12 protein-coding genes are annotated in these 13,674 nt (G+C 69.8%); 9 read left to right on the forward strand and 3 right to left on the reverse strand.

Going from position 1 to position 13,674, the window contains the following annotated elements:
• Nucleotides 1-33 precede the first annotated feature (33 nt).
• From ABZV58_RS08730 to ABZV58_RS08745, 4 genes are all read left to right on the forward strand, one after another.
• Entirely contained in the window at nucleotides 34-1,167 is a 1,134-nt protein-coding gene (locus tag ABZV58_RS08730) for an Mrp/NBP35 family ATP-binding protein (RefSeq protein ID WP_354999541.1), read from the forward strand.
• Nucleotides 1,168-1,300: 133 nt separating this feature from the next.
• Nucleotides 1,301-2,110, forward strand: a complete 810-nt coding sequence (locus ABZV58_RS08735) for a class I SAM-dependent methyltransferase (RefSeq protein ID WP_354999542.1) — start codon at nucleotides 1,301-1,303, stop codon at nucleotides 2,108-2,110.
• Nucleotides 2,111-2,152: 42 nt separating this feature from the next.
• Nucleotides 2,153-3,034 carry an SDR family oxidoreductase gene (locus ABZV58_RS08740; protein WP_354999543.1) on the forward strand — a complete coding sequence of 294 codons (882 nt, stop codon included), beginning with the start codon at nucleotides 2,153-2,155 and terminating at the stop codon, nucleotides 3,032-3,034.
• A gap of 312 nt (nucleotides 3,035-3,346) precedes the next feature.
• Nucleotides 3,347-3,721 carry an AraC family transcriptional regulator gene (locus ABZV58_RS08745; RefSeq protein WP_354999544.1) on the forward strand — a complete coding sequence of 125 codons (375 nt, stop codon included), beginning with the start codon at nucleotides 3,347-3,349 and terminating at the stop codon, nucleotides 3,719-3,721.
• Between the two features lies 1 nt (nucleotide 3,722).
• Here ABZV58_RS08745 and lexA read toward each other — a convergent pair whose 3' ends face one another.
• Entirely contained in the window at nucleotides 3,723-4,454 is a 732-nt protein-coding gene (gene lexA / locus ABZV58_RS08750) for a transcriptional repressor LexA (RefSeq protein ID WP_354999545.1), read from the reverse strand.
• 208 nt (nucleotides 4,455-4,662) lie between these two features.
• On the opposite strand from lexA, the gene ABZV58_RS08755 reads away from it, so the two are divergent.
• The 3 genes from ABZV58_RS08755 to nrdR all read left to right on the forward strand — a co-directional run bounded on the left by ABZV58_RS08755 (nucleotide 4,663) and on the right by nrdR (nucleotide 7,202).
• Nucleotides 4,663-5,109, forward strand: a complete 447-nt coding sequence (locus ABZV58_RS08755) for a hypothetical protein (protein WP_354999546.1) — start codon at nucleotides 4,663-4,665, stop codon at nucleotides 5,107-5,109.
• Between the two features lie 254 nt (nucleotides 5,110-5,363).
• Entirely contained in the window at nucleotides 5,364-6,611 is a 1,248-nt protein-coding gene (locus tag ABZV58_RS08760) for a hypothetical protein (protein ID WP_354999547.1), read from the forward strand.
• 120 nt (nucleotides 6,612-6,731) lie between these two features.
• The gene (nrdR, locus tag ABZV58_RS08765) at nucleotides 6,732-7,202 is read left to right on the forward strand and encodes a transcriptional regulator NrdR (protein ID WP_067779472.1); all 471 of its coding nucleotides are present in this window, start codon (nucleotides 6,732-6,734) and stop codon (nucleotides 7,200-7,202) included.
• Between the two features lie 82 nt (nucleotides 7,203-7,284).
• On the opposite strand, the gene hrpA is transcribed toward nrdR, so the two are convergent.
• A complete protein-coding gene (hrpA, locus tag ABZV58_RS08770) occupies nucleotides 7,285-11,358 on the reverse strand; it encodes an ATP-dependent RNA helicase HrpA (protein ID WP_354999548.1) in 4,074 nt (1,357 codons plus the stop codon).
• A gap of 139 nt (nucleotides 11,359-11,497) precedes the next feature.
• Here hrpA and ABZV58_RS08775 point away from each other — a divergent pair, with 139 nt between their 5' ends.
• Nucleotides 11,498-11,662: a hypothetical protein gene (locus tag ABZV58_RS08775; protein ID WP_354999549.1), complete on the forward strand. Its 165-nt coding sequence runs from the start codon at nucleotides 11,498-11,500 to the stop codon at nucleotides 11,660-11,662.
• 128 nt (nucleotides 11,663-11,790) lie between these two features.
• On the forward strand, nucleotides 11,791-13,014 hold the full coding sequence (locus tag ABZV58_RS08780) for an aminotransferase class III-fold pyridoxal phosphate-dependent enzyme (RefSeq protein WP_354999550.1): 1,224 nt from the start codon (nucleotides 11,791-11,793) through the stop codon (nucleotides 13,012-13,014).
• Nucleotides 13,015-13,090: 76 nt separating this feature from the next.
• Here the strand turns inward: ABZV58_RS08780 and ABZV58_RS08785 are convergent, their stop codons facing one another.
• Nucleotides 13,091-13,579, reverse strand: coding sequence for a GNAT family N-acetyltransferase (locus ABZV58_RS08785; RefSeq protein WP_354999551.1), 489 nt, complete (start codon nucleotides 13,577-13,579; stop codon nucleotides 13,091-13,093).
• Nucleotides 13,580-13,674 lie beyond the last annotated feature (95 nt).

Genomic DNA, 13,674 nt, shown 5'->3' on the forward strand with positions numbered 1-13,674 from the left:
CATGCCCCGACCCCGAACTGAAAGGCAACCGTGATGACCGAGCCGTTGGTATCGAAGGAACGAATCGAGCAGGCGCTGGCGCTGGTCCAGGATCCCGAGATCCACCGTCCCATCACCGAATTGAACATGATCGACGCCATCGACGTGCGTGCAGGCAACCGGATCGCCGTCCGGGTGCTGCTCACCGTGGCCGCCTGCCCGATGCGGACCACGATCGACCGCGACGTCCGAGCGGCCGTGCTCGACGTTCCTGGCGTCACGGAGGTGAGCGTCGAGTTCGGCGTGATGTCCGACGAGCAGCGGGCCGTGCTGCGCTCCCAGTTGCGCGGCGACGCACAGGACGATGTCGTTCCGTTCGCCCAGCCCCACTCCCGGACCCGCGTCTACTGCGTGGCCTCCGGCAAGGGTGGCGTGGGAAAGTCCACGGTCACGGTCAATCTCGCCGCAGCCATGGCCGCGCGCGGGCTCGCGGTCGGTGTGCTGGACGCCGACATTCACGGCCATTCGATTCCCGGGATGCTCGGCGTCACGGGCGTACCGACTCAGGTCGATCGGATGATCATGCCGCCGACGGGCCGCGGCGTCCGGGTCATCTCGATCGGCATGTTCCTCGATGCCGACAAGCCGGTGGTGTGGCGTGGACCGATGCTGCACCGCGCGCTGCGGCAGTTCCTCGCGCAAGTGTTCTGGGGCGATCTGGACGTGCTGCTCGTCGACCTGCCGCCCGGCACCGGTGACATCGCGATCTCGCTGGCGCAACTGCTGCCCGATGCCGAACTGTTGATCGTCACTACGCCGCAGCCGACGGCGGCGGGCATCGCCGTGCGGGCGGGCGCCGTCGCGGCGGAGACGGGGCAGCGGGTGGTCGGTGTCGTGGAGAACATGTCCTGGTACGACGATCCCGCGGGTGGTCGTCAGGCACTGTTCGGTGCGGGCGGTGGCCGCGCGGTCAGCGATCGGTTGACCGCCCTGCTCGGCTCCGCGTGTCCGCTGCTGGGGCGGATCCCGTTCCATCCCGACGTGGGCGCGGCGGGGGATCGGGGTGCACCGATCGTTGTCGCGGAGCCCAACTCCACGGCCGCGAGCGCGCTCCGCGCTGTGGCACAGCGGCTTGCCGTACGCCCCCGCGGTTTGGCGGGGCGCTCGCTGGCGGTCGACGTGAAATGACCTCGTAGTCGGAAGTCGTTGCGGCGACGGCTGCGCTGAATTAGGTTGTCCTTAGTTGTTGTTGAACATCGATTTCACTAATGCGGCCGGGGTGCGCGGGTGACTCCGACCGACCGAGTGGGAGGACGAATCCATGGGCGCCGATGTCGAACTCGACGGGATCCCGCTGACCATGCTCTGGACCCTGCACAACCGGGCCAGCGAGTCCAAACGACCCGACGCGATCCTGCGCGACCCCGACTGCGAGCGGATCTACGACGCGATCGCCTTCGACTACGAGCGGACCTTCGGCAAGCCGGACGGCACGCACGCGGTGCGGTCGAAGAAGTTCGACGCGGTGCTGCGGCCCTGGCTCGCGGCGCACCCCGGCGGCACGGTGGTGGAACTCGCGGCCGGACTCGAGACCGAATTCCAGCGCTGCGACGACGGGCAGGTGCGGTGGCTGTGCGTGGACGTGCCGGACGCGATCGCGGTGCGCGAACGATTCCTGCCGCCGAGCGAGCGGTGCAGGCATCTGCCCGTGAGCGCGCTGGACACCGCCTGGCTGGATCAGGTGGACCCGTCGCGCGGCGTATTCGTCACGGCGCAAGGGCTTTTCATGTACTTCGAGCCGGAGCAAGTGCGACAGCTGTGCTCCGCGATCCTGGACCGGTTCCCCGGCGTGGAGTTGATGTTCGACACCATCCCGCCCTGGTTCTCCCACAAGACGGTGCGCGGCTTCCACAAGACCCCACACTACGAGGCGCCGCCGATGCCGTGGGGCGTCCGGCGCAGCGACATCGCGGACCTGGTGCGCTCGTGGAGTCCGAAGGTCACCGAGGTGACGGTCTCGTCTTACAGCCCGTCGCACGGACCGCTGCCCGCCACGCTGCCGCTGTTCGAGCGACTGCCGGTCTTGCGCGACATCCCGCCCGCGATCGCGCACGTGCGCACCGCTGCCTGAACGCGTTCCGAAGCGCGCCCGAGGGGTTTAGGCTTTAGAGCCATGACCGCCTTCACCGGCAAGGTCGTACTCATCACCGGCGGCGCCCGCGGCATCGGTGCGGAAGTCGCCCGGCGGCTGCACGCGCGCGGCGCGCACCTGATCCTCGTGGACGTCGATCCGCCCCCGCTGCGGGAACTCGCGGCGGAACTGGGTGGCGAGGAGCGTGTCCTGGCGGTCCCCGCCGACGTGCGCGACTTCGCCGCGATGGAGGCCGCGGTCGCGCGGGGAATCGAGCGGTTCGGCGGCATCGACATCGTGATGGCCAACGCGGGCATCGCCAGCTACGGGTCGGTCCTTGTCGTGGATCCCGCCGCTTTCCGGCGGGTGATCGAGGTCAACCTCGTCGGTTGCTTCCACACCGTCCGGGCCGCCTTGCCATCGGTCGTCGAGCGGCGTGGATACGTGCTGATCGTGTCCTCCCTCGCGGCCTATCTCGCGATGCCGGGGATGGCGCCCTACGACGCCGCCAAGGCCGGGGTCGAGCACTTCGCGAACGCGTTGCGGCTCGAGGTCGCCCACCTCGGCGTCGATGTCGGGTCCGCGCACATGTCGTGGATCGATACCCCGCTCGTGCGGGAGAGCTTCGCCGATCTGCCCGCGGTCGCGCGCGGGCTCGCCGCGCTGCCGAGCCCGATCCGCAAGACGACCTCGGTGCAGGAGTGCGGCGCCAGGTTCGAGCGGGGCATCGCGCGGCGCGCCAGGCGGATCAACGTTCCCGTGTGGGTCGGCATGCTGCGCTGGCTGCGGCCGCTGCTGCAGACGCGGCTCGTCGAGCGCTCGAGCGGCAAGACGACCCCGGACTGGCTGCCCGAGGTCGACGCCGAGGTGGCCGGGCTCGGTCGTTCGTTCAGTGCCCGGACACAGGCGCTCGGAGGGGATTAGGCGTACTCCGCATTCGCTCCGGCCATGCGCGTCTTGCGTACCTCCGAATTCGCTCGTGCCATGCGCGGTCTGGTGACGAACCGCCGTCCGACGGGGCTGTCCGAGGTTGCCTCGGCCTGTCGAGGAGGCCACCGCTGCCGCACGGCGCCCGCAGCGGCGCGTTGCGGGGCATAGACGTTCTCCCAGAAGGGAATTCGCGCATTCCGCCGCCGAAGTGACCGGGAATTGGTAGTTTTCGCGGAACCGCGCGGGTGCGTTAGGCAAGGTCGATGGGGGTTCGCGGAGATGTCCGGCTCGGAACTATCGGGAAGCGTGTCCGTCGGACGCCGTGATCGACTGCCGGGCAGAAGGATTCGCGCGGACGTCGCGGGCGCGGTGCGCGACGAGCTGGTCCGGGACCCGGCCGCCATCCCGGACCTGCCGCAGGTCGCGGCGGCCCTGTTCCTCAGTTGCCGCACGCTCTCCCGGCGGCTCAACGCGGAGGGGACGTCGTTTCGCGCGCTGGTGGACGAGGTGCGCCGGGCGCGGTCCGAACAGTTGCTCGGCCACACGCGTCTGACCACCGAACAGGTCGCCAGCAGACTCGGCTACGCCGAATCGGCCTCGTTCATCCGCGCCTTCCGGCGCTGGAACGGGTGCCCGCCGCAGGAATTCCGTTCCCGCGGCAGACATTCCGTTCGACCCTGACCTAGATCTTGCGGATGACCGTCACGACCTTGCCGAGGATGCGGGCGTCGTTACCCGGGATCGGCTCGAACAGCGGGTTGTGCGGCATCAGCCAGACGTCCTTGCCGCTGCGCTTGAAGGTCTTCACCGTGGCCTCGCCCTCGATCATCGCGGCCACGATGTCGCCGTTGTCGGCGACGTTCTGCTGGCGAACGACCACCCAGTCGCCGTCGCAGATGGCGGCGTCGACCATCGACTGGCCGACGACCTTCAGCAGGAACAGCGAACCGTCGCCGACCAATTCGCGCGGCAGCGGGAACACGTCCTCCACGGCCTGCTCGGCGAGGATCGGCCCACCGGCGGCGATCCGGCCCAGCACCGGGACGAAGGTCGGGGTCGGACGGCTCGGATCGATCGCGGCGGCCTCGGCGTCCTCGATCGCGGCGCCGGGCAGGCTGGTCACCGCACGCACCGCCTCGTCGAGTCCGCGGACGTCGACCGCGCGGGGGCGGTTGGGGTCGCGGCGTAAATAGCCCTTACGTTCCAGGGCCCGAAGTTGGTGGGCGACCGACGAGGTGGAGGTCAGTCCGACCGCGTCGCCGATCTCGCGGATGCTCGGCGGGTAGCCGCGCTCGCTCACCGAGGTCCGGATGACCTCCAGCACCTTGCGCTGACGCACGGTGAGATCTGCCCCGGTCGGCGACGGGTCGCCGCCGACTCCGCTCTCATCGCCCGTGTCGTCTGTGTGGCTCACCGCAACCGCCCTTCCTGTCGTTGATGTCGCTTTTCGAATTTAGTCCGGTCACGCCCAGGTTTCAAACATCTGTTCGACGCATGTCGGGCGTTTCGTGCTGACTTCGGCGCCGCCGCGTGGTAGAAATCGAACATCAGTTCTTCGAACATGTGATCGAAAGCGACTCCCTTCGAGCCATCCCGCCTGTATCCACACGGAGGTTTGTCCGATGAACACAGCGATCCGCGAAATCCGCGCCACCGAATCCGCTCCGGCCTCCGAGGGTCCGATCGATGACCTGGGCTTCGACTCCGTGCCGCGGGTGCGGCGCGCGCGCCGCGGCGGACTGCGCGCGCTGGACGGGCCGGGTCGCGCGGTGGCGAATCGCCGCCCGCGCGCGAGCAGGCCGGGCGGGGCTGTGGAACTGTATCGGCGTGGTTCCGTGCGCACGCTCGCGGCCCGGCGGCCTCGCGGCGCGCATCCGGCGCCGAGTGTCGAGCAGGCGCAACTCGGATTCGCGGTGCTCGCCGTCGCGGCCCTGCTCAGCGCGCTGGTAGTCGTGGCTTTCCTCGCGTTGGCCCATTGGCGAGCAGGCACTTTCGAAGAACCCGCGCCGTCGCCTTCGATTCCCGCGGAAATCGGACAGCAGTCGCACTACGGCAACTTCACGCGCTGATTCGGTGAACCCGCTGCCATCGAGTTCGTCGCGCACGGGCGGTCGCCGGTGTCGCGTCGGCGCCGACGGCGCCGTCGGGATCGTCCGGCGGGGGATGGGCTCCGAATCCATTTCCCTTGCGGCGTATAAGACATCCAGGGAGTCGGCCAAGGGGCGTGGCCGAAAATCTCGATCCAGAACTAGAACGCGTTGCTACTGTGCTGAAAACGTGACCCAGGCAACACCTGCCTCGAACGATTTCGGGACCACTTGCAATGACGCAGCGACACACAGCGGGCCGGGCGCTTCGGGCTTTCGCCGGGCTGTTCTTCTGTCTTCTGTTGGGACTCGGCGCGATTCCCGCCGCCCACGCGAACGCCACCTACCACGGCTATCTGGATCTTCCGTCGGTCAACGGCGACGGCGAGTACGGCGGCGGACTGAATCCCGCACTGCCGCTGGACGAACCGACGTTGCGCGCGGCGCTGGACCAGGCGCGCGCCGACGGCATCGCGCCGGAACGCTATGCGACACTGCTGCATCAGTACTGGCTCGTGGTGGCGACCGGCAATGCCGCTATCGATCTGGCCGGGTGGGATCCCAGCCGGGGTGTGCGGGCCAACGAGCGCACGTTCAATCAGGTGTATGTCAACTACCTGCGGCTGACCACGTCGCACCCGGAGTTCTACTGGGCGGGTCTCGCCGGGATCGCGGGTGGCTCGTTCGCTTCCGGTTTCTTCGACATGAGCGATGTCGGCATCGTCCTCGATGTGCCCGGCATTCATCAACTCGGCAACGCGGTCGCCGATCTGCTGCGCGGGACCCCCGAGGAACTGGTCGGCGAACTGCCCGCCGACATCCGGCTGCTCGCCACCGAAGGCGCGCGGCTGTCCGCCGAGGACGTCGCGTGGTACCAGACCCGGCTGATGATCATGCAGAAGCACATCTTCACCGACCTGGTTCCGATGCACGAAGCCTTCGTCGCGCTCGGCATGCCGGGGATCGACGAGATGTTCGCCGCCGGGATCATCGACGCGGACATCCGCGCCGCCTGGCACTCGATCACGACGGGCACCCGCGACGGCTACATCGACGCGCTGATTCGCATGACCGACCGGGAACAGAACCGTGTCATCGCCGACCAGTGGGACGTCACCTCCGCGGGCCGTGACGGCATCGGTCGCGTGCTCACCTACGTCAGCACGATCGCGGGCAAACCCGCGGTGCCCGGCGTGCGGGCGCCCGGCGTCTTCGCACCGGCCACCGTGCGCGCCGATCTCGGCGGCCGGTCGATGGCGCTGCGCACCGCGCTGCCCGCCTTCAACTGGGCCGACCGGGAGGACCGCTGGACCTACATCATGGGCGACCTGGTGCCGCGCCACATCGACATGGAGTCCGACGCGGTGCTCGCCGCGACCGTGCTCGGCGAGTCGTTCTGGCACAAACTCGCCCGCGGGCGGCTCGTGCCGCGTCTGCCCGAACTGCTCGCCGATCTGACCGCCCGGTGGCAACTAGTCGAGTGATGCGGCCCGCCGGACGGAACTCCCGGTAACGACCCGGGTATTCTCGAAGAGCTATGGAGGTATACCGCGTGTCAACCGGGGTATACCTTGTGCCGGGTACATCGACGAAGGATCTCTCGGATGCATTGCCCGTACTGCCGACACCCTGACTCGCGGGTGGTCGACTCGCGCGAGGCCGAGGAAGGCGCGGCCATCCGCCGTCGACGTTCCTGCCCGAACTGTGGGCGGCGTTTCACCACGGTCGAGACCGCCATCCTGTCCGTGGTCAAGCGCAGCGGCGTCACCGAACCGTTCAGCCGGGAGAAGGTCATCCGTGGCGTGCGGCGCGCCTGCCAAGGCCGCGAGGTCGACGACGACGCTCTGAACCTGCTGGCCCAGCAGGTCGAGGACGCCGTACGCGCGACCGGTTCGCCCGAGGTGCCCAGCCACGAGGTCGGTCTCGCGATCCTCGGCCCGCTGCGCGATCTCGACGAGGTCGCCTATCTGCGCTTCGCCTCGGTCTACCGGTCCTTCACCTCCGCCGAGGACTTCGAACGCGAGATACGGGAGATGCGCGAGGCGCGCGCCGCGGCGGGCGTCGCCGCAGACTGATTCGCTCCGACTCCGAGCCCGCCGGAACGCAATCCGGCGGGCTCGCGGTCGCTTGGTCCGGCAATCGTCCGCGCGGGTCCGGCTAACGGCGGATCGCCGCGATCGCCTTCTCGATCCTCTTCGCCGACACCGGATACGGCGTGCCGAGCTTCTGGGCGAACAGGCTGACCCGGAATTCCTCGATCATCCACCAGATCTCGGTGACATCGGGCGCCTGCTTGCGTCCGTCGGGCAGTGCGGCGACCAAGCGGTCGTACGCGGCGAGGACACGGTCGATCTCGGCCATGCCCTGCCGGTCGCGCACGGCGGAACCGGGCAGCGATTCCAACCGCACCAGCGCGGCGCGCAGGTAGCGGGGTAGGTCCCGCAGGCGCGCGCTGCCCCATTCGGAGACGAAGCCGGGGAAGACCAGATCGTCGAGCTGGTGGCGGACGTCGTCGGCTATGTCGCGCTCGGCGACGCCACCCAGCGCCGAGGTCACCCTGTGCGCCTCGGCCAGCACCGGCACCACCGCGCGGACGATGCGGGCCACCTCGGTCGCGAGCTTGGGGCGGATCGCGCCGACGAGGGCCTCGAATCGGTCCGGGCTGCGCACCGGGCCGCCCGCGCCCGCGATCAGTTCGTCGGCGGCCGCCGCGCGGCAGTCCTCGACGAGCGCCTCCAGCGAGCCGTACGGATTCTGGCTCAGCGCAAGACGATCCGTGGGCGAGAGTCCGGCGGTGACGGTGCGCACCGAGGTCGGTATCGCGTGCAGGACCAGGGCGCGGGTGCCGGCCCGCATCGCGGTGGCCTGTTCGGCGGGCGAGCTGAGGACTCGCACCGCCACGCCCTCGCCTTCGGGCACCAGTGCCGGGTATCCGGTTACGGTCTGCCCGGCGACCTTCCGCCGCACCGTCGGCTCGACGGTGCCGAGGGACTCCGAGGTCCACACGGTGGCCGCGGCGCGCTCGGCGCCCGCGGTCGCGCGCGCCACGGAGGCCGAGACCTGTTCGGCGAGTCGCGTCTTCAGCGCGGCCAGGCTCTTGCCCTTGGCCAGCACCCCGCCACGGGTGTCGACCGCGGCGAAGGTCATGCGCAGGTGGTCGGGCAGCGCGGCGGGATCGAGGTCGTTCGGCGTGATCGTCACCGAGCCGAGCCGGGACAGCTCCCTGGCCAGACCGGTGCGCAGCGGTTCGGCGCGCGGGGTGAGCGCGGCGAGTGCGGCGGCGGCGAAGTCCGGCGCGGGAACCACGCTGCGCCGCAACGACTTCGGCAGCGTCTTGATCAGCGCCGCGGCCAGTTCCTCGCGCATGCCAGGCACCAGCCAGTCGAAGCCGACGGCGCGCACGTGCGCCAGCTGCTCGACCGGGATGCGCACGGTGACACCGTCGTCCTCCTGTCCCGGCTCGAACTGGTAGGTCAGCGGAAAGCTCAGCTCGCCCTGGCGCCACGCGTCCGGGAAGTCCGTCGGATCCAGCGTCGCCGCGTTCTCGTTGACGACCGTCGATTTCGAGAAGTCCAGCAGTGCCGGGTCTTTCCGCTTCGCGGTCCGCCACCAGCTGTCGAAATGCCGCGCGGAGACGACGTCGGCGGGGACGCGCTGGTCGTAGAACTCGAACAGCACCTCGTCGTCGACCAGGATGTCGCGGCGGCGGGCCCGGTGCTCGAGGTCGGCCACGTCGTCCAGCAGCTCCCGATTGCGGTGGAAGAACTCGTGTTTGGTCTGCCACACGCCCTGCACCAGCGCGTGCCGCAGGAACAGCTCGCGGGACACCTCGGGGTCGATGCGGCCGTAGTCCACCGGTCGGCTCGTCACCAGCGGCACCCCGTACAGCGTGACCCGCTCGTAGGCCCGCGCGGAACCGCGCTTGGACGACCAGTGCGGCTCGGAGTAGGTGCGCTTGACCAGATCGCCCGCCAGCCGCTCGGCCCACTCGGGTTCCACCCTGGCCGCCATGCGGCCGAACAGCCGCGACGTCTCGACGAGCTCGGCGGCCATCACCCAGCGCGGCGGCTTCTTCGCCAGCGACGAGCCGGGGAAGATCATGAACTTGGCGCCCCGCGCGCCGAGGAATTCCCGGCTCTCCGCCTCGCGCACGCCGATGTGCGAGAGCATGCCAGCCAGCAGCGATTGGTGGATCGCGGTGGAATCCCAAGGGAGGCCGTCGTTCTCGGCTGCGACAACCGGAACGTCCGCTGCCTTGACCGTCCCTCGGCCGCCGCGCCGCTTGCCGGGCCGGTTCGATGCGGCGGCGTCGTCACCGCGATCGGCGGATTCCGTTGTCGCGCGGGCGGATCGGGAGCCGCGGCCGTCGGCCGACCAGCCCAGCCCCTTGGTGATCGTGCGTAGCTGCCCGTGTAGGTCCTGCCACTCCCTGATCCGCAGGTAGTGCAGGAACTCCTCCCGGCACATTCGCCGGAACTGATTGGACGACAGCGATTTTCGCTGCTCGGTGAGGTAGTCCCAGAGCCGCAGGTAGGCGAGGAAGTCGGAGCCCTCGACGACGAAACGCGCGTGCTTGGTGTCGGCGGCCTGCTGGAACTCGGCGGGCCGCTCGCGGACGTCCTGGATCGACAGCGCCGCGACGATGATCAGCACCTCGGCCAGGCAGCCGTTGCCGTTGGCCTGCACCAGCATCCGCGCCATGCGCGGATCGACCGGCAGCTGCGCCATCTCGCGACCGACGGGGGTCAGCGCCAACGCGGCATCCGGGCCCGCCGCGCCGCGGGCCAGCGCGCCCAGTTCCTCCAGCAGCGCGATGCCGTCGCGGATCGCGCGTTTGTCCGGCGCCTCCACGAACGGGAAGTTCTCGATGTCGCCGAGCCCGAGCGCGGTCATCTGGAGGATGACGGCGGCCAGGTTGGTGCGCAAAATCTCCGGTTCGGTGAACGCGGGCCGGGATTCGAAATCGTCCTCGGAGTACAGCCGGATGGCGATGCCGTCCGCGACGCGGCCGCAGCGCCCGGACCGCTGCCGCGCCGAGGCCTGCGAGACCGGTTCGATCGGCAGCCGCTGCACCTTGGTGCGCATCGAATAGCGGGAAATACGCGCGGTGCCGGGGTCGATCACATAGCGGATGCCGGGCACGGTCAGCGAGGTCTCCGCGACGTTGGTGGCCAGCACCACGCGACGGCCGGTGTGCGGCGCGAAGACGCGGTGCTGCTCGGCGGTGGACAGCCGCGCGTACAGCGGGAGGATCTCGGTGCGCGGCAGCTTCAGGTCGCGCAGCGCGTCGGCGGTGTCGCGGATCTCGCGTTCGCCGGAGAGGAAGACCAGCACATCGCCGTCGCCCTCGGCGAACAGCTCGCGCACCGCGTCGCCGATCGCGTCGACGGGGTCGCGGTCCACCACGCGGGTGTCCTCGTCGTCCTCGTCGGCGGAGGGTAGTTCGAGGCTCAGCGGCCGGTACCGGAGCTCGACGGGGTAGGAGCGGCCCGACACCTCGACAATCGGTGCGGGCGTGCCCTTCTCGTCGGCGAAATGCTTGGCGAACAGCTCCGGATCGATGGTCGCCGAGGTGATGATCACCTTCAGATCGGGGCGGCGCGGCAGCAACTGCTTCAGGTAACCGAGCAGGAAATCGATGTTGAGGCTGCGCTCGTGCGCCTCGTCGATGATGATCGTGTCGTAGCGGCGCAGCAGGCGGTCGCGCTGGATCTCGGCGAGCAGGATGCCGTCGGTCATCAGCTTGACCAGGGTGCGCTCGGAGGCCTGATCGGTGAACCGCACCGTGTAGCCGATGACGTCGCCCAGCTCGGTGTCCAGCTCCTCGGCGATGCGTTCGGCCACGGTGCGCGCGGCCAGTCTGCGCGGCTGGGTGTGCCCGATCGCGCCGCGGATGCCGCGTCCCAGCTCCAGGCAGATCTTCGGGATCTGCGTCGTCTTGCCGGAGCCGGTCTCGCCCGCGACGATCACCACCTGGTTGGCGGCGATCGCCTCGGCGATGTCGGCGCGACGGGCGGTGACGGGCAGCTGCTCGGGGTAGCGGATCCGCGGCACCGCAGCTCGGCGCGCTTCGACGCGCAGCTCGGCGGCGGTGATGTCGGCGGCGATCTCCTCGAGGTCCGTGCCGCGCGCCCGGTCCAGCCGACGTCGCAGCCGGTACTCGTCGCGGAGGGAGAGATTCGCCAGGCGGGTGCGGAGCTCGCGGGTTCCGGTATCAGCTGTCCTGGTCATTGCGTCGTCCAGCCTACCGGGCCGGGCCTCACCGCAAGCCGCTGCCGGGCTGCCGCGGGCGCCCACACCGATAGCCGAACGTGTGCCGAGGGTGCCGAATCGGCGGGTCGGGCGTGCCGAGGTATGCGAGGATCGGCCCATGGACGCGGGCTCGGACGCGGCGTCGGCGGTGCGCGGACGCGGTGTTGCCTTCGGTGTACTCGGTGTGGTGGCCGCGCCGGGTGGGCGCGCCGAGCGATGGCGTCGGCCCGGCCCCGGCGGCTGGGCTCCGGTGGCGGCGGTCGCGGTGGCGTGGTGCGGGTGAGCCGCGTCGCGGTCGGTCCGATCTCGGGTTCGCTGAGGTAAAGGTGGTGACATGAGGGAACGTAGTGAGCGAATCATGTGCCAGCGCGCCTCGCGCGTGCCGGAGCCGAGCGTCAGCGAGGCGAAGGCATGAGCGCGTTGTGGCATGGATTCGCCGATATGGGCGCCGTCGAACGGGACGGCGCGTTCGTGATCGCGCGCGGCGAGGGCGCCTACGTCTACGACCAGTCGGGCGCTCGATATCTCGACGCCACCGCCGGACTGTGGTTCGCCAACATCGGGCACGGCCGCGGCGAGATCGCCGACGCGGTCGCCGCCCAGCTGCGCGAGATCGCGCACTACTCGAATTTCGGCGACATCGCCGAAGCGCCCACCCGGGAACTCGCCGAGCGGCTCGCGGCGATCGCGCCGGTGCCGGGCAGCAAGATCTTCTTCACCTCGGGCGGATCGGACGCGATCGACACCGCCGCCAAACTGGCCAGGCGCTACTGGCACCAGGTGGGCAGGCCAGAGAAGACGATCGTGGTGGGCAGGGAGCGCGCGTATCACGGAATGCACGTCGCCGGAACGGCGTTGGCGGGACTGCCGCTCAACCGCGAGGGATACGGCGAGCTCATGCCCGACGCGCGCACCGTCGCGTGGGACGACGCCAAGGCGCTGCTCGCGCTGATCGAGGAGGTGGGCGCCGAACACATCGCCGCCTTCTTCTGCGAGCCGATCATCGGCGCGGGCGGGGTGTATCTGCCGCCGGAGGGGTACCTGAACGAGGTGCGGCGCATCTGCGACGACTACGAGATCCTGTTCGTCGCCGACGAGGTCGTCACCGGATTCGGGCGCATCGGCGGAAGCTGGTTCGCCTCGAGCCGCTTCGACCTGCGGCCCGACATGATGACCACCGCCAAGGGGCTCACCAGCGGCTATCTGCCGATGGGCGCGGTGTTCGTCGCGCCGGAACTGGCCGAGCCGTTCTTCGGCGGCGGCGTGTGGTGGCGGCACGGGTACACCTACGGCGGGCACGCCGCCGCGGCCGTCGCGGCGCTGGTCAACCTCGACATCATCGAACGCGAGAACCTGCTCGCCGAGGCGGCCCGGCTGGAACGGACCTTGCACGAGAAGCTCGCGCCGTTGGCCGCGCATCCGCGGGTGGCGGAGGTGCGCAGCGGGCTCGGTGCGGTGGCGGCGGTACAGCTGGCGGATCCGGCCGAAGCGCCCGCGTTCGTCAAAGACCTACGCGCCCAGGGCGTTTCGAGTCGTGCCGCGGGACAGGGGGCGATGCAGGTCTCGCCGCCGTTCGTGATGACCGACCCTCAGGTCGACGAGCTGACCGCCGCGTTCACCCGGGCGTTGGGCTGATCTCGGCCGGAGCTGGGCTGACCTCGGCCGGGCCGGTGGACTGAACCTCGGCCGGGCGCCGGCCTGATCCTCCGGCTCACAGTGCCAGCGTCATGAACACGCTGTGCGGGTCTTCGGTGTAGTCGGCGAAGGGCGGACCGACCTCGAAACCATGGCGCGCGTAAAGGCGTTGGGCGGGAAGGTAATACGGTGCCGCGCCGGTCTCCAGGCTGAGTCGGCGGTAGCCGCGGGCGCGAGCCTCGTCGACGATGTGCGCGAGCAGGGTGGCGGCGACGCCGCGACCGGTGTGCTCGGCCGAGGTGCGCATGGACTTGATCTCACCGTGGGTCGCGTCGAGCTGTTTCAGCGCTCCGCAGCCCAGGAGTTTTGCCTCCTCGCGCACGCTCCAGAAGGTGATGTCGGGATGGCGCAGCTCGGACAGGTCGAGCGCGTGCATGCTGTCGTCGGGGGAGTTGGCTCGCATCTCGGCCAAGTGGGTGGCCAGCAGAGCGATGATGTCGGAGCCGGTGAGGTCGTCGACGGCGATGCGCGCGGCGGTGCGCTGTTCCTCGGCGTGGCTCGACATACCGACCATTATGGTCGCGAAGCGAACCCTCGACGGAACTGTGTGAGACACCTTACTGTGAGGACACTCGTCCTCGTCCCGCGCGCTTCAGCTCA

The sequence above is a fragment of the Nocardia sp. NPDC004654 genome (assembly GCF_040609595.1).
Lineage (GTDB): Bacteria > Actinomycetota > Actinomycetes > Mycobacteriales > Mycobacteriaceae > Nocardia.